Below are 14957 nucleotides of genomic sequence, written 5' to 3'. Positions count from 1 at the left end.
GCCCCTTTCGTCAGTGGCCGGAGAGGAATGCGAGCAGGTCCTGCCGGGTGACGACCCCGGCCGGCTTGCCACCCTCCAGCACGAGCGCACCATCGGCCGAGGTCAGCGCCTTCATCGCCGCGCCGACCTGCTCCCCGGCACCGATCGTGGGCAGCGGGGGCGACATGTGGCTCTGCAGCCGGTCGGCGAGGGCCGCCTTGCCGGTGAACAGTGCCTCGAGCAGGTCCCGCTCGTTGACCGCGCCCACCACCTCGGCCGCCATCACCGGCGGCTCGGCGCTCACGACCGGCATCTGGCTGACTCCGAACTCCCGCAGGATCGCCACCGCCTCCGCGACCGTCTCGTTCGGGTGCGAGTGCACCAGCGCGGGCATGGTGCCGTCCTTGCGCCGCAGCACGTCGCCGACAGTGGCCTCGGACGAGTCGGGCGGCAGGAAGCCGTAGGAGGCCATCCATGAGTCGTTGAACACCTTGCCGAGGTAGCCGCGCCCGCCGTCGGGCAGCAGGACGACGATCACGTCCTCCGGGCCGCACCGCTGCGCCAGGCGGACCGCCGCGGCGACCGCCATCCCGCACGAGCCGCCGACCAGCAGACCCTCCTCGGCCGCGAGCCGCCGGGTGGTGTGGAAGGAGTCGGCGTCGGAGACCGCGATGATCTCGTCGGCGATCCCGCGGTCGTAGGTCTCCGGCCAGAAGTCCTCGCCGACGCCCTCGACGAGGTAGGGCCGTCCCGTACCGCCCGAGTACACCGAGCCCTCCGGGTCGGCGCCGATCACGCGGACCTTGCCGTCCGAAACCTCCTTGAGGTAACGCCCGGTGCCCGAGATCGTCCCGCCGGTGCCCACACCCGCCACGAAGTGCGTCACCTTGCCCTCGGTCTGCCGCCAGATCTCGGGGCCCGTGGTGAGGTAGTGGCTCTGCGGGTTCTCCTTGTTGGCGTACTGGTTGGGCTTCCAGGCGCCGTCGATCTCGCCGACGAGGCGGTCGGAGACGCTGTAGTAGGACTCGGGGTGCTCCGGCGGCACGGCCGTCGGGCAGACGACGACCTCGGCACCGTAGGCCTTGAGGACGTTGCGCTTGTCCTCGCTCACCTTGTCCGGGCACACGAACACGCACCGGTACCCCTTGCGCTGCGCGACCATGGCGAGCCCGACACCGGTGTTGCCCGAGGTCGGCTCGACGATCGTGCCCCCGGGCCTGAGCTCGCCGGACGCTTCGGCGGCCTCGACCATGCGCAGGGCGATGCGGTCTTTCACGCTCCCGCCCGGGTTCATGTACTCGACCTTGGCCAGGACGAGCGGGCTCACCCCGTCGGTCACGGAGTTGAGCTTGACCAGCGGGGTGTCGCCCACGAGGTCGATGACGTGTTCGGCGTAATCCATGTCCACAGCGTAAACAGTCAGGACACGCCGCACATCGTCCGCAGGGAACTCATTGTCCGAATAGGACCGCTGTGATTAGCTCTCGCTGTTTCCACGTCCGAGTGAATACGAGGAGTCACATCCGTGAGAGCCCTGCCGAGACGACCCCTGCGGGCGGCGGTCACCACCGCGCTCGCAGGCACCCTGCTCGCCACCGCGGGCGCACTGCCTGCCACCGCCGACCGCGGGCACGTCCCGACGTTCACGCTGAGCGTGCTGTTCACCAACGACATGGAGTCGGCACTGCTCGGGGTCGCCGGTGACGGCACCGACGAAGGGCCGATCGTCGACGGCGGGGCCAACCCGTACGGCAGCCCCTCCCGCGTCGCGACGCTGATGGACACGCTGCGCAAGGACGCCACCACGGGCAGACCGAAGCCGGGACAGTCACCGTGGCGCGGCGAGATCACCCTCTCCGGCGGCGACAACTTCCTCGCCGGGCCGGAGTTCTCCGCCAGCCTCGAACCCGGTGCGCCGTTCTACGACGCCGTCGCGGTGGACCGGATCGGTTACGACGCCAGCGCCATCGGCAACCACGAATTCGACTTCGGCCCGGAGGTCTTCGCCGACTTCATCACCGAGTTCGACGGCTCCCTCGACTTCGTCAGCGCCAACCTCGACGTGTCCGGCGAGCCCAAGCTCGAGGCCCACGCCGAGGACGGCACGATCATCCGGAGCACGGTGCTGCGCTCGATTGGCGGGCGCATCGGCCTGATCGGGCTGACCACGCCCGAGCTTCCCGCGCTGTCCAGCCCGCGGAACGTGACCGTGGACGGGGAGCTGGCCGGCATCACCAACGGCCTCGCCCGCGACTTCGCCCGGCGCGGGATCGACAAGGTCATCCTGGTCAGCCACCTGCAGGACATCGACAACGAACTCGCGCTCGTGCCGCAGCTGGAGGGCGTGGACGCGGTCGTGGGCGCGGGCGGCGGCGAGATCCTCGCCGGGCCGCAGGACCGGCTCATCCCCGGCGACGTCGCCGAACGCGGGTTCCCCCTGTACGCCGAGGACAGGACGGGCAGGCAGGTGCCGGTGGTCACCACCACGGGCGACTACAAGTACATCGGCAGGCTCGTGCTCAACTTCGACCGGCACGGCAACGTGATCGGCGTCGACGAGAAGCAGACCGGGCCGGTGCGGGTGTCCGGCGTCGGGCCGGACGCGGTGCACGGCGACCCGGAGGTGCGCGCCGAGGTGGAGAAACCGGTCGCCGAGCACTTGGAGACGCTGGCCGAGACGGTCGTGGCGTCGAGCGAGGTGCCGCTCAACGGCGTGCGCAACGACGTGCGCTCGCGCGAGACCAACCTGGGCAACCTGGTCGCCGACAGCCTCCGGTGGGCAGGCCGGCAGCGCGCGGCCGAGTACGGTGTGACCCCGCCGCAGGTGGGGATCCAGAACGGCGGCGGCATCCGCAACGACTCGACGCTGCCCGCGGGCGACATCACCGCGCTGAACACCTACGAGATCGCGCCGTTCTCCAACTTCGTCGCCGTGGTGCCGGACGTGCCCCGCGAGACGTTCCGTCAGCTGCTCGAGCGGGGCGTCGCCGCGTCACCCGGGGCGTCGGGGGCGTTCATGCAGGTCTCCGGGGTGTCGTTCACCTACGACGTCAGCCGCACCGCCCAGGTCGTCGACGAGGGCACCAGCACCATCGTCACTCCCGGCGACCGGGTGCGGGACGTGGTGCTGGAGGACGGCACGGTGATCGTGCGCGACGGTCAGGTGGTGGACGGGCCGCCGGTGTCGGTCGCCACGAACGACTTCTCGGCGCGCGGCGGCGACGGCTACCCGTTCGGCGGCCTGCCGTTCACCCCCGTCGGCACCACCTACCAGCAGGCGCTGCAGGACTACCTGACCGACGAGCTCGGCGGGTCGGTCACCGCGGCGCAGTACCCGGTGGGCGGCAACGGCCGGATCGTCGCGCGGTAGCGGAGCAGCGTGGCGGCGGCGGTGGCGGCAGTGGTGGCCCTCGCCGCCGCCACGGTGCAGGATGAGGCCTGAGCACCTGCTTAGGAACCGAAGGAGTCTCCACCATGCCCGAAGCCGTGATCGTCTCCACCGCACGCTCGCCCATCGGCAGGGCGGGCAAGGGATCGCTGGTGGACATGCGGCCCGACGACTTGACGGTCCAGATGGTGCGGGCCGCGCTGGACAAGGTCCCGCAGCTCGATCCCGCCGACATCGACGACCTGATGCTCGGCTGCGGGCTGCCGGGCGGGGAGTCCGGCTTCAACATGGGCCGCGTGGTCGCCGTGCAGCTCGGCTACGACCACCTGCCCGGCTGCACCATCACCCGGTACTGCTCGTCGAGCCTGCAGACCACCCGCATGGCCATGCACGCCATCAAGGCGGGCGAGGGTGACGTGTTCATCTCCGCCGGCGTGGAGACCGTGTCGCGCTTCGCCAAGGGCAGCGCGGACTCGTGGCCCGACACCCACAATCCGCTCTTCGCCGACGCCGAGGCGCGTACCGCGAAGGTCGCCGAGCACGGCTCGGACACGTGGACCGATCCGCGCGAGAGCGGCGAGCTGCCCGACGTCTACATCGCGATGGGCCAGACGGCCGAGAATCTCGCCCGGCTGAAGAACATCTCGCGCGAGGAGATGGACGAATTCGGCGTGCGGTCGCAGAACCTCGCCGAGAAGGCCATCGCGGACGGCTTCTGGGCCAAGGACATCACCCCCGTCACGCTGCCCGACGGCACCGTCGTCACCAAGGACGACGGCCCGCGCGCCGGCGTCACGATGGAGGGCGTGGCCGGGCTCAAGCCGGTGTTCCGCCCGGACGGGCGCGTCACGGCGGGCAACTGCTGCCCGCTCAACGACGGTGCGGCGGCGCTGGTGGTCATGAGCGACACGAAGGCCCGCGAGCTCGGCATCACGCCGCTGGCGCGCATCGTGTCCACGGGCGTGTCCGCGCTGTCGCCGGAGATCATGGGGTACGGCCCGGTGGAGGCGTCGAAGCAGGCGCTGGCGCGCGCCGGCATGTCGATCGGCGACATCGACCTCGTGGAGATCAACGAGGCGTTCGCCGCGCAGGTCATCCCGTCCTACCGGGACCTCGGCATCGACATCGACAAGCTGAACGTCAACGGCGGCGCGATCGCGGTGGGCCACCCGTTCGGCATGACCGGTGCCCGCATCACGTCCACGCTCATCAACTCGCTGCAGCACCACGACAAGCAGTTCGGGCTGGAGACGATGTGCGTCGGCGGCGGGCAGGGCATGGCGATGGTCATCGAGCGCCTGAGCTGATCGACGCTGCACGACCACCGAACGAAAGGCGCCCGGCCGAGGACGGCCGGGCGCCTTGTCGTCCAGGAGTGGAAGTCGTCCTAGTCGTTCTGCAGGTACGACAGCAGGCGCAGGATCTCCAGGTACAGCCACACCAGCGTCACCATCAGGCCGAAGGCCACGTACCACGCGAACTTCGCGGGCACGCCCTCGCGGATGGCGCGGTCGGCCATGTCGAAGTCGAGCAGGAAGCTGAACGCGGCGATGCCGATACAGACGAGGCTGAAGATGATGGCGAGCGCGCCGCCGTCCCGCAGCCCCATGTTCACGCCGAACAGGCCGAGCACCAGGTTGGCGAGCATGAGCACGAGCACGCCGCCGAGCGCGCCGATGATCCACTTGGTGAGCTTCGGCGTCACCTTCACGGCGCCGGTCTTGTAGACCACGAGCATCGTGACGAACACGGCCGCGGTGCCGAGCACGGCCTGCAGCGCGATACCCGGGTAGAGCATCTCGAAGACGCCGGTGATCGCACCGAGGAACACACCTTCGGCGGCCGAGTAGGCGAGCGTCATCGGGCCGCTGGCCATCTGCTTGAAGCTGATGATCAGGGCCAGGACGAGGCCCACCAGCATGCCGGCGATCATGGCGCCGGTGATGGCGCCGGTCGAGCCGGCGAGCACCTGCGACCGCGCCCAGATCGCGGTGATGACACCGACGAGCAGGGTCACGCCGAGGCTGGCGCCGGTCTTCATCACGACGTCGTCGACGGTCATCGGGCGGTCGCCGGCACCTGCGGGCGCCTGCGGCGCGCCGTAGCCCGGTACGCCACCCTGCGGCTGGTTGAAGCCGGCGTACGGTCCGTAAGCCGTGGCGCCCCTCGGCAGGTTACGGAACGCGGGGTTGCTTGAGGTTCGCACCTGATCCTCCTGGATCTACTGGCACTTGCATTGGGTACAACGACCGCTGATGCCGGCCGGTTCCCGTAGGTCAGTAAAGCTGACTTTACTCACATCGACTCGGCCGGTGGCTCAGGAGGAGTGAAAGTCCGGTCACGAATTCGATGATCGATTTCCACCTGGGTGGCCGATTGCCGCGTGATCCCGCGCACGAGATGCTCACCTGGCGTATCGAGGACATCACCGTACGCGTGTCGGGGGTCCATCGCTCAGCATCGCTCAATGGGGGTTCACGTGGTGCGAACGGCACGCACAGGCATGGCTCTGCGGTTGCTGATCACGTGCATGCTGGCCGCGTTGTCACTGGTGGTCGTCACGCCGAGTGCATCGGCAGCGGTACAGGAGGGCATCGGGCATCGCACGACGCCCGGCCAGTCGTGGGGTGACCGCGAGCGCGCCTACGACTGGGTGGGCTCCTATCTCGTCGGTGGCAGGCAGGTGTTCTGCGTCTCGTTCGCGCTGAAGGCACCGGACACCGGCGAGGAGTACCGCCCCGGCGACGACCTGCTCACCAAGTGGGGTACCCCGCTGCCCGCGGACGTCGCCGCGAACATCTCCTACCTCCTGCTGCGGTACGGCGACACGACGAACCCGGACGAGGCGGCGGCGCTGGCGCACCTGCTGCACTCCTGGACGGCGGCCCCGCGCACGCCTGCCGATCTCGACCCGGCCAAGCCGTTCGACCAGATCGCCTACGACGTCGACCTGCAGTACCGCAAGCTGCCCGCGGGCGCGCGGCAGGCCGTGGAGCGGTTGCGGGCCGACGCGGAGGCCAACCGCGGCCCGTGGACGGCCACCGTCACGGCTCCCGAGGAGGAACAGACCATCGGCGAGCCGGGTGAGTGGACCGTGACCGTCACCAACGCCGCGGGCCAGGGCGTGCCCGACGTGCCCGTCACCATCACCACGGCAGACGCCGAGCTCGGCGCCGAGACCACCGTGACCACCGGCGAGGACGGGAGGGCGACCATCGCCGTCACCCCGACCGGCGAGACGCCCGGGGTCACCGCGCGGCTGTCCGCACCGGCCGACCGCCCGTACGTCCAGGATCCGGTCACCGCCGACACCCAGCGCGTGGTGTCGACCGGTGGTGAACAGGAACTCGTCGCCGAGGCGACCGGCACGGCCGGCAACGCTCCCGGTGTGGTGCGCGTGGCCAAGGTCGACGCGGCCGACGGCGCGGGCATCGCCGGTGTTCCGCTGCGCCTGACCGGTCCGGACAAGAGCTCGCCGGCGCTCGCTGCCGACGACGAGCCGCTCGTCGGCGCGGACGGCAAGCCCGCCGTGGTCATCACCGAGGGCGAGGACGGCACGGTGACCGTCGAGAACCTGCGGGCGCCGCAGGAGGTCTGCGTGGTCGAGGTCAGCCCGCCCAACGGCTACGCGGAGGCGTTCGATCCGCGGAACCCGCCGTCGGCGTGTGGCACGGTGCGGCCCGGCGAGACGCTGGTGCTGACGGTCGCCAACGTCGCCGACCAGGTGCCACGCGTGATCCCGGCCGGCAGGCCGCCGGCACCGGTCGCGCAGAGCGCCACCACCACGTCCACGCCGGTCGGCGCCCTCGCCGGGTTCGGTGTGCTCGCGCTGATCGTCTCCGCGCTGGTCGGCCTGGCCGCGCGGCGCCACGTCTCCGAGCGCTGACATGGCGGGCAGGCGCGACCGCATCACGGCGTACCTGCTCGGCGTGGGCAGCGTGCTCGTCGTGGAGGTGGCGGTGGCCGCCGCCGTGCTGGTGCCGCCGACCGTCGCGGTGGCGGGCCACGCCCAGCCGGAGCCGCCCGCCGCCACGCGGCAGGTGACGGCGAAACCACCACCGGCTACCACCCCACCGCCCGGTCCGCCGGCGCCCGCTCCCCCGGCGCCGGCGGCCGGCCCACCCGCACCGGCTCCCGCCCCGGCAGAAGCTCCGGCGCCGGCCGTGCGTACAGCGCCGAGCGGGCAGCGGCCCGGCACGATCCGGCTTCCGGACGGTGGCACCGCGACGCTCGTGCGCAAGCAGCTGGGCCCGGGCGCGGTGCTGCCCGTTCCCGACGATCTCAGCGAGGCCACATGGTGGGGCGCCGGGCTGGGCGCACCGAGCGGGGCGAGCGTGTTCGCCGGGCACGTCAACTGGAAGGGCCGGACGGGGCCGTTCGCGGAGTTGTGGGACGTGCGCGTCGGCGAACGGGTGACCGTGTCCGATGCCGGCGGCAAGGTGTGGACCTACCGGGTCGCCCAGATCATCACCTTGCACAAGGACGCACTTCCCGCCCGGGCGAGCGAGCTGTTCGCCCAGAGCGGCAGGCACCGGATCGTGCTGGTCACGTGCGGCGGCCGCTGGCTCGGCGGAAACACCGGCTACGCGGAGAACCGGGTCGTCGTCGCCGAGCCGTCCTGAGACAATGCGCGTGACCTCTCGGCAGCGCGGCGGAAGGAACGGGCCATGGCGACCTATCTGGTGACCGGGGCGACCGGTCTGATCGGCCGGCACTTCACCCCGCTCGTCCTCGACCGCGACGACACCGAGCACGTGACCCTGCTCGTCCGCGAGGCGTCGGTGCGGCGGCTCGAGCGGCTGGTCCAGAGCTGGCCGCATCCGGAGAAGGTCACGCTCGTGACCGGCGACCTCTCCGCCGACCGGCTCGGCCTCGACGACGCCACGCGCGAGGGGCTGCGCGGCCACGTCGACCACGTGGTGCACCTGGCGGCGCTGTACGACATCACGGCCGACGACGACGCCAGCGTGAAGGCCAACGTCGACGGCACCCGGCACGTCGTCGAGCTCGCCGCCGACGTGCACGCCGGGTGTCTGCACCACGTGTCGTCGGTGGCGGTCGCGGGCGACTACGCGGGCGTGTTCACCGAGGACATGTTCGACGTGGGCCAGCGCCTGGTCACGCCGTACCACCGGACGAAGTTCGAGGCCGAGCGGATCGTTCGCGAACAGCACGACCTGCCGTGGCGCGTGTACCGGCCGGCGATCGTGGTCGGGCACTCCGAGACCGGCGAGATGGACAAGATCGACGGTCCCTACTACTTCTTCAGTGCCATCGACCGGCTGACCGGGCTGCCCAACGTGCCCGTGGTCGGTCCGGACATCGGCGACACCAACATCGTGCCCGTCGACTACGTCGCGGCCGCCCTGCTGGAGCTGGTCACCAAGGACGGCCTGGACGGCCGCGCGTTCCACCTGGTCAACCCCGAGCCGCAACCGGTTGCGACGGTGTACAACGCGTTCGCCAAGGCGGCGGGCGCCCCGACCATCGACGTGGAACTGGGCGAGGGGATCTCCCGCGGGATCGTCGGCCTGGCCAGGCTCATCGAGTACGTGCCGGGCGCCACCATCGCGCGCGACGCCGTGCTGTCCCGGCTGGGCATCCCTCCCGTCGTGCTGGACACACTCACCTTCCCGGCCGTGTTCGCCTCGTCGGAGACGCGGCGCGCGCTCGTCGGGTCCGGTGTGGACGTACCGCCGCTGGAGCGCTACGCGCCCGCGCTGTGGCGGTACTGGCGTGAGCACCTCGACCCGTTCCGCGCACGCAAGCACGGTCCCCGCGGCGAGCTGGACGGCCGGCGGATCGTCATCACGGGCGCCTCGTCGGGCATCGGGCGGGCGACAGCCCTGCGGGTCGCTGCCGAGGGCGGCGTGCCGTTGCTGGTGGCGCGCCGCAAGCACGAGCTCGACGAGGTGCGCGACGAGATCGTCGCCGCGGGCGGGCAGGCGTCGGTCTACCCCGCCGACCTCACCGACGAGGAATCGGTACGCAAGGCGGTCGACGCGATGCTCGCCGAGCACGACCACATCGACATGCTGGTCAACAACGCGGGCCGGTCGATCCGGCGCTCGGTGAAGCTGTCCTACGACCGGTTCCACGACTTCGAGCGCGCGATGGCCATCAACTACTTCGGCGCCGTGCGGCTCATTCTGGCCCTGCTGCCGCACATGACCGAACGCAAGTTCGGGCACATCGTCAACGTCTCCTCCATCGGGGTGCAGGGCATCGCGCCGCGGTTCTCCGCGTACGTGGCGTCCAAGGCGGCGCTGGACTACTTCAGCAAGATCGTCGCCACCGAGACCCACGGTGACGGCATCACGTTCACCACCGTGCACATGCCGTTGGTGCGCACACCGATGATCCGGCCGACGAAGATCTACGACGCGTTCCCGACGCGGTCGCCGGAGCAGGCCGCCGACATGGTGGTGCGGGCGCTGAAGCACCGGCCCAAGCACATCGGTGCCCCGGAGGGCTACCTCATCCAGGCGGCCTACACGGCCGCGCCGCGACTGGTCAATGCCATCGCCTACGAGGGTTACCGGGTGTTCCCGGACTCGACCGCGGCGGGTGGCACCGGAACGTTCAACATCAGTAAAGGCGACCGGAACCTCTCCCGCGCCGCGGCGGCCCTGGTGAAGCTCACGCGCGGCTTCCACTGGTGAGCGCGTACCGGGACTCCTCCGTGGACGGACGCGACATATCCGTTCGCCCGCCTGTCACCACGGGCGCCCCGTGCGCAGGTACGGTCTTGGGTATGGCTTCCGAGCACGACAACCGCCTGCTGCCGCTCCGGCGGGACTTCACCCAGGCGTGGCACGGGTTCGACCGCAACCAGGTGCTGCAGTACGTCGACCATCTCGAAGCGCAGCTGCAGCGGATCATGGCCGACCGCGACACCGCGCGGGCCCAGAACACGACGCTGTCGCGCGAGCTCGAGGTTGCCCGCCGGGAGGTCGCACGCCTCCAGCAGCGGGTCGACGAGCTGAAGAAGCCACCCGAGCGTATGGAGGATCTCGACGAGCGCATGCAGCGCACGATCGAGCTCGCCAACACGCGCGCCGCGGAGATCGTCGGTCGGGCCGAGGAAGCCGCCACGAAGACGTGGGCCGAGAGCGGCGAGGTCTCCAAGAAACTGCACGAGCGCTACATGAAGCTGCTCGAGACGCTCGACTCTCATGCCGACGCGCTGCAGCGCGAGCACACCGAAGCCCTCGCCGCGACGAAGGCCGAGGTCGAGCGAATGACGACGGAGGCCGTGCGCAGGCGCGAGCGCCTCGACGCCGAGGCCGAGCAGAAGCGGCGCACCATCGAGCGCGAGTTCGACGCGAAGATGAAGGCGGAACGTGCCGCGCTCGAGAAGCACGTCGCCGACACGAAGACGGCCAGCAAGAACGCCGCGGAACGCCGCATCGCCGAGGCGACCGCGGAGGCCAAGCGGCTCGTGGACGAGGCCACCGCCAAGGCGAAGAAACTGGTGGACGACGCGACCGCCGACGCTCACCGGCGGACGACCGAGGCGAACGCGACGGTCGAGCGGCTCACCAAGATCCGCGACGAGGCCCGCGCCCGGCTCAAGGCGGCCGAGGAGGCCCTGCACATGGGCGAGTCCGCGCTCGTGGCCACGGACGACGAGGACACGGTGCTGGGCGAGCTGCCCGCGTCGCTGACCGAGCCCTACGACGCGGCACGCCCGTCCACGGACGGCACGAAGGGCGCCACGAGCAGTTCGAGCGCGACGAGCGGCACGAGCGCGGCGAGCGGGAAGACGCCCGCCCGCGAGCAGACCAGCTGAGGACGTCTGGCGGGCCACGCACGCCGCGTGGCTCGCCCGGCCGCCCGCCCCCACCGGCGGTCAGGACCGGTGTGCCTCCAGCCAGGCGGCCAGGCCCAGGAGAGTCTCCTCGCCGCCGGGTGCGGCGACCAGCTGCACGCCGATGGGCAGACCGTCGGGGAAGGTGCCCGCCGGTACGGACATCGCCGGGAAGCCCGCGAGGTTCCACAGTCCCGCGAACCCGGCCAGCCGGACCGACGGCACAGCGTTGGCCAGGCACGACCGTTCGTGCCAGCGGCCTGCCTTGGGCGGCTTGGCGGCCAGCGTGGGGGTGACCAGCACGTCGTGCTCGGTGAAGAAATCGGTGGCCCGGCGCGTCCACTCGTGCTGGGTGCGCTCCCGCACCAGGCCCGCGCGGCGCACCGCGTTGCCGATCCGCACCTGGGTGCGCGTGCGGCGTTGCAGCAGGGAGGCGTCGAGCGACTCGGCCTGTTCGGCCGGCCCGGCGAACCAGCGGGTGAGCAGGCCGAGCGGTGCGGCGGTGCGGTAGTCGGGCGTGGCGTGCACGATCCGGTGCCCGGAGCGCGCCAGCAGGGTCGCCACCCGGTCCACCGCGGCCCGCATCGGCGCCGGAACGGGTGCGTGGGTGAGCGGCACCCGCGACGACACGGCCACGCGCAACCGCTCCGGCTCGCGCGGCCGGGTCAGCTCGGGCCGCTCGGCGAGCACACCGAGGAGCAGCGCGGCGTCGGCGGCCGTCGTCGCGAGGGCGCCGTGGGTGGACATGTCGAACCAGTGGCTCTCCGCCTCGGTCCCGACCACACCGCGACCCGGCTTGATCCCGACCAGCCCGCACATGGCCGCCGGGAGACGGACGGAGCCCAGGCCGTCGGTACCGTGCGCGACGGGTACCAGCCCCGCCGCCACGGCCGCGGCACTGCCACCCGACGACCCTCCGGCCACATAGGACGGTTGCCGTGGGTTACGGGCGATGCCGCCGGGGTCGTCGGTCATCGGCCACACGCACAGCTCCGGCACCCGCGTAATGCCGACGATCACCGCACCCGCCGCCCGGAGCCGTGCCGCGATGGCGCCGTCGGCGGGAGCCGGGGTCCGGTTCGTGGCCCGCGATCCCCACTCGACCGTCTCGCCCGCCACCGGGACGACGTCCTTGACGGCCACGGGAACCCCGGCGAGCGGGAGCCGGTCCAGATCAGGCCGGTCGCGCAACGCCTTGGCCTCGGCGAGCGCCTCGGCGGCCCGCACGCGGCGGAACGCGCCGACGACCGCGTCGTCGGCGTCGATCCGGTTCAAGGCGTCCTCGGTGGGCCGTACGGGATCGAGTCCCGCGCGGACCCGGGAGGCGATGTCCGTGGCGGTGGTGACCGGCATCAGACGACCTTACGCGCCCCCTCCAGGTTTTTCGCCAGGTTGTTCAGCGTGCGGGCCTGCGCCACGTAGTCCATCGCACTGAACTCCCATGGGAACACCTGCCCGGCCGTCGCGGCGGGCATCGTGGCGAACGTGGGCTGCTTGAGCATCTCGTCGCCGCTCATGGCGCGCAGCGAGTACAGGACGACGTCGGTGCGGAAGTCGGTGATGTTCTCCCAGCTCACGTGGCGCCAGTAGTAGTCCGGCCCGCCCGGGTCGGGGTACCTCACGCCCAGCTCGGTGTAGCTGCGCAGCGCCGGGTCGTCCTCGGCCTTGGCGATGTAGACACCCTCGCCCTGGTAGGCGGCGACCGCCATGACGGTGAGGCCGGAGGAGGCTGCCTTGCGGAGCCGGTTGCGGGCGGCTTCGTACTCGGTGCGGGCCCGCTCGACGGTGTCCGGCTTGGCGCCGAGCGAGGTCGCCAGCTCGGTGGTGCGCTGAACGACCTTGTTCGCCGAGCCGGTCATCGCGATGGCGACGATCGGCGCGATCTTCGCGGCGGTCTCCTGCTGCTTGAGGTCCTTGAAGCCGTACAGCGGCTTGTTCGGGTCCACCTTGCCGGAGTCGTCCTCGGGATAGGCGTGCGTGAAGATCAACTCCGGCCGCTGCGCGGCGAGCCGGTCGAGGTTGATCTCGCCGTAGCTGGCGCCCACCTCGGTGACCTTGGAGAGATCCTTGCCCTGGAAGTTCACGTCGGCGGCGAGGCCGGTGTAGCCGAACGAGGCCGCGGGCACGATGCCGTAGTTCCAGAGCGAGGCGATGGCGTCGTTGAGCCCAGCGATCCGGGTGGGCCTGCGCTCCAGTTCGACGGTCACACCCCGGTCGTCGGTGAACGACCAGGCCCCGGACCCGGTGGAGCCGCCCTGGTCGGAGTCGGAACCGCCACGCCCGCAGGCGGAGAGCAGGCCGGTGGCGGCGAGGGCGGCGGCGCCGCCGAGCAGGCTCCGGCGAGACAGCATGGAATCCATGCGCGTAACTTAGCCAAGCCTAAGCTAAAGGCAAAGAGGGTGTGATCAGACGGACGCGATATTCGCGCCGCCCGGACCGGTCCACCGGCACAGCAGCAGGCATACGTCGTCGTCGTGATCGGTACCGCCCAGCATCTCCTGCAGGACGTGCTCGGTACGCTCCTCGAGTTGCGTCGCGGGACATTCGGTGAACGCCGCCGCCAGCCGTTCCATGCCGGCGTCGATGTCGCTCGACCGCCGTTCGATGAGCCCGTCGGTGTAAAGCACGAGCGACGCCCCGGGAGCGAGCTCGCGCTCGTGCTCGGGCACCTGGAACGGGAAGTCGATGCCGAGCATCGGCCCGTGGTCCAGGTCGAGATACTCCACCTCACCCGTGTGCTGTTGGAGCAGCGGCGGCGGATGCCCCGCGCTGGCCCACCGGATCACGCCGGTGTCCAGCTCGATCTCGGCCACCACGGCCGTCGCGAACAACGTCCCGCGCCGTGCCCGCAGCAGCTCGTGCACCAGCCGCAGCGACGACGCCGGACCGTGTCCCTCCAGTGCATACGCCCGCAGCGCGTTCTGCAGCTGGCCCATGACGACCGCGGCGTCGAGCCCGTGGCCGGTGACATCGCCCACGGTCAGGACCACCGTGCCGTCGCGCCGCGCGAACGCGTCGTACCAGTCGCCGCCGATGTGCACGCCGCGCGTCGCGGAGCGATACCGGGCGACGATGTCGAGTTCCTCGCGCGCGGCGAGCACCGGCAGCATGGCGCGCTGCAGTCGTTCGGCGAGCTCGTGTTCCCGCTCGTATTCGTAGGCGTTGCGCAGGCCCACCGCCGTCCGGTTGGCGACGGCGCGGGCGAGTGAGACGTCCTCGTGCGTGAAGTCGGCCGAGTCGCGGTGGAGGTCCAGCACACCCAGGGTGTGCGGACCGGCCGTGAGCGGAACACTGAGCCGGCGAACGCCGTCCCGCGCCGTCTTGCGCGAGATCAGCGCCTCCTGCGTCGTCTCGTCGGGCTTGCGGTGCGGCTCGTCGGCGCAGCGCAGACCGTCGTCGGTCGCCGTCCAGACCCAAGTGCGATCGGCCAGGCCGTTGGTGCGCACGAGCGCGGCGACATGCGCGAGCATCTCGGTGCTGTCCAACGATGTCGCCGACGCCCTGCTGACGTCGTCGAGAAAGGCGGTCCGCTGGCGTTGCCGGTCGATCTCCGTGTGCAGGGCGAGCAGACCGGCGTTCGTCTGCTCCAATTCGGACTGATGCCAGCGCAGCTCGCTCGCCTGCTCACGCACCACCTCGGTGAGTGCCGCGAGGATGGTCCCGATCGGACTTGCCGGGTCGACGTTGTCCAGCTCGTCGGCGACGGCGTCCCACCACTCGGCGGAAAGCTTTCCCCCGCGCAGCACACGAGCGATCTCGGCCCTCAGCTTGTTGGTCAGG

Annotated in this window: 11 protein-coding genes; 6 read left to right on the top strand and 5 right to left on the bottom strand. The window is 71.1% G+C overall.

Annotation, left to right across the window (positions count from 1 at the left end; all coding sequences use genetic code 11):
* Positions 1-10: 10 nt before the first annotated feature.
* On the bottom strand, positions 11-1381 hold the full coding sequence (locus ACFSZT_RS10665) for a cystathionine beta-synthase (protein ID WP_377389831.1): 1371 nt from the start codon (positions 1379-1381) through the stop codon (positions 11-13).
* Positions 1382-1504: 123 nt separating this feature from the next.
* On the opposite strand from ACFSZT_RS10665, the gene ACFSZT_RS10660 reads away from it, so the two are divergent.
* Entirely contained in the window at positions 1505-3349 is a 1845-nt protein-coding gene (locus ACFSZT_RS10660) for a bifunctional metallophosphatase/5'-nucleotidase (RefSeq protein ID WP_377389829.1), read from the top strand.
* Positions 3350-3453: 104 nt separating this feature from the next.
* Positions 3454-4674, top strand: coding sequence for an acetyl-CoA C-acetyltransferase (locus ACFSZT_RS10655; RefSeq protein WP_377389827.1), 1221 nt, complete (start codon positions 3454-3456; stop codon positions 4672-4674).
* An 80-nt stretch (positions 4675-4754) separates the two neighbouring features.
* On the opposite strand, the gene ACFSZT_RS10650 is transcribed toward ACFSZT_RS10655, so the two are convergent.
* Positions 4755-5573 (bottom strand): Bax inhibitor-1/YccA family protein, encoded by an 819-nt coding sequence (locus tag ACFSZT_RS10650; RefSeq protein ID WP_377389825.1) that lies wholly within the window; start codon positions 5571-5573, stop codon positions 4755-4757.
* Between the two features lie 261 nt (positions 5574-5834).
* Here ACFSZT_RS10650 and ACFSZT_RS10645 point away from each other — a divergent pair, with 261 nt between their 5' ends.
* The 4 genes from ACFSZT_RS10645 to ACFSZT_RS10630 all read left to right on the top strand — a co-directional run bounded on the left by ACFSZT_RS10645 (position 5835) and on the right by ACFSZT_RS10630 (position 11159).
* A complete protein-coding gene (locus tag ACFSZT_RS10645; protein ID WP_377389823.1) occupies positions 5835-7253 on the top strand; it encodes an MSCRAMM family protein in 1419 nt (472 codons plus the stop codon).
* 1 nt (position 7254) lies between these two features.
* Complete coding sequence (locus ACFSZT_RS10640; protein WP_377389821.1) at positions 7255-7989, top strand: class F sortase; 735 nt, start codon at positions 7255-7257, stop codon at positions 7987-7989.
* A 45-nt stretch (positions 7990-8034) separates the two neighbouring features.
* Positions 8035-10029: an SDR family oxidoreductase gene (locus tag ACFSZT_RS10635; protein WP_377389819.1), complete on the top strand. Its 1995-nt coding sequence runs from the start codon at positions 8035-8037 to the stop codon at positions 10027-10029.
* A 92-nt stretch (positions 10030-10121) separates the two neighbouring features.
* A complete protein-coding gene (locus tag ACFSZT_RS10630; RefSeq protein WP_377389817.1) occupies positions 10122-11159 on the top strand; it encodes a cell division protein DivIVA in 1038 nt (345 codons plus the stop codon).
* Between the two features lie 60 nt (positions 11160-11219).
* Here ACFSZT_RS10630 and ACFSZT_RS10625 read toward each other — a convergent pair whose 3' ends face one another.
* From ACFSZT_RS10625 to ACFSZT_RS10615, 3 genes are read right to left on the bottom strand one after another with little or no spacing between them, the layout of a single operon-like run.
* Positions 11220-12530, bottom strand: coding sequence for an amidase family protein (locus ACFSZT_RS10625; protein WP_377389815.1), 1311 nt, complete (start codon positions 12528-12530; stop codon positions 11220-11222).
* Positions 12530-13537 (bottom strand): ABC transporter substrate-binding protein, encoded by a 1008-nt coding sequence (locus ACFSZT_RS10620; RefSeq protein WP_377389813.1) that lies wholly within the window; start codon positions 13535-13537, stop codon positions 12530-12532. The genes ACFSZT_RS10625 and ACFSZT_RS10620 overlap by 1 nt, the downstream gene beginning before the upstream one ends.
* 45 nt (positions 13538-13582) lie before the next feature.
* Positions 13583-14956 (bottom strand): PP2C family protein-serine/threonine phosphatase, encoded by a 1374-nt coding sequence (locus ACFSZT_RS10615; RefSeq protein WP_377389869.1) that lies wholly within the window; start codon positions 14954-14956, stop codon positions 13583-13585.
* Between the last annotated feature and the right edge of the window lies 1 nt (position 14957).

It is taken from the genome of Prauserella oleivorans (assembly GCF_042685745.1).
Lineage (GTDB): Bacteria > Actinomycetota > Actinomycetes > Mycobacteriales > Pseudonocardiaceae > Prauserella_A > Prauserella_A oleivorans.
The sequence above is the reverse complement of the archived record's forward strand: the minus strand, read 5'-3'. Positions and strand labels throughout refer to the sequence as shown.

Coding starts and splice junctions, on each gene's coding strand:
- ACFSZT_RS10665 (WP_377389831.1), bottom strand. CDS start 1,381: ATGGATTACGCCGAACACGTCATCGACCTCGTGGGCGACACCCCGCTG.
- ACFSZT_RS10620 (WP_377389813.1), bottom strand. CDS start 13,537: ATGGATTCCATGCTGTCTCGCCGGAGCCTGCTCGGCGGCGCCGCCGCC.
- ACFSZT_RS10640 (WP_377389821.1), top strand. CDS start 7,255: ATGGCGGGCAGGCGCGACCGCATCACGGCGTACCTGCTCGGCGTGGGC.
- ACFSZT_RS10630 (WP_377389817.1), top strand. CDS start 10,122: ATGGCTTCCGAGCACGACAACCGCCTGCTGCCGCTCCGGCGGGACTTC.
- ACFSZT_RS10635 (WP_377389819.1), top strand. CDS start 8,035: ATGGCGACCTATCTGGTGACCGGGGCGACCGGTCTGATCGGCCGGCAC.
- ACFSZT_RS10655 (WP_377389827.1), top strand. CDS start 3,454: ATGCCCGAAGCCGTGATCGTCTCCACCGCACGCTCGCCCATCGGCAGG.
- ACFSZT_RS10625 (WP_377389815.1), bottom strand. CDS start 12,530: ATGCCGGTCACCACCGCCACGGACATCGCCTCCCGGGTCCGCGCGGGA.
- ACFSZT_RS10645 (WP_377389823.1), top strand. CDS start 5,835: ATGGGGGTTCACGTGGTGCGAACGGCACGCACAGGCATGGCTCTGCGG.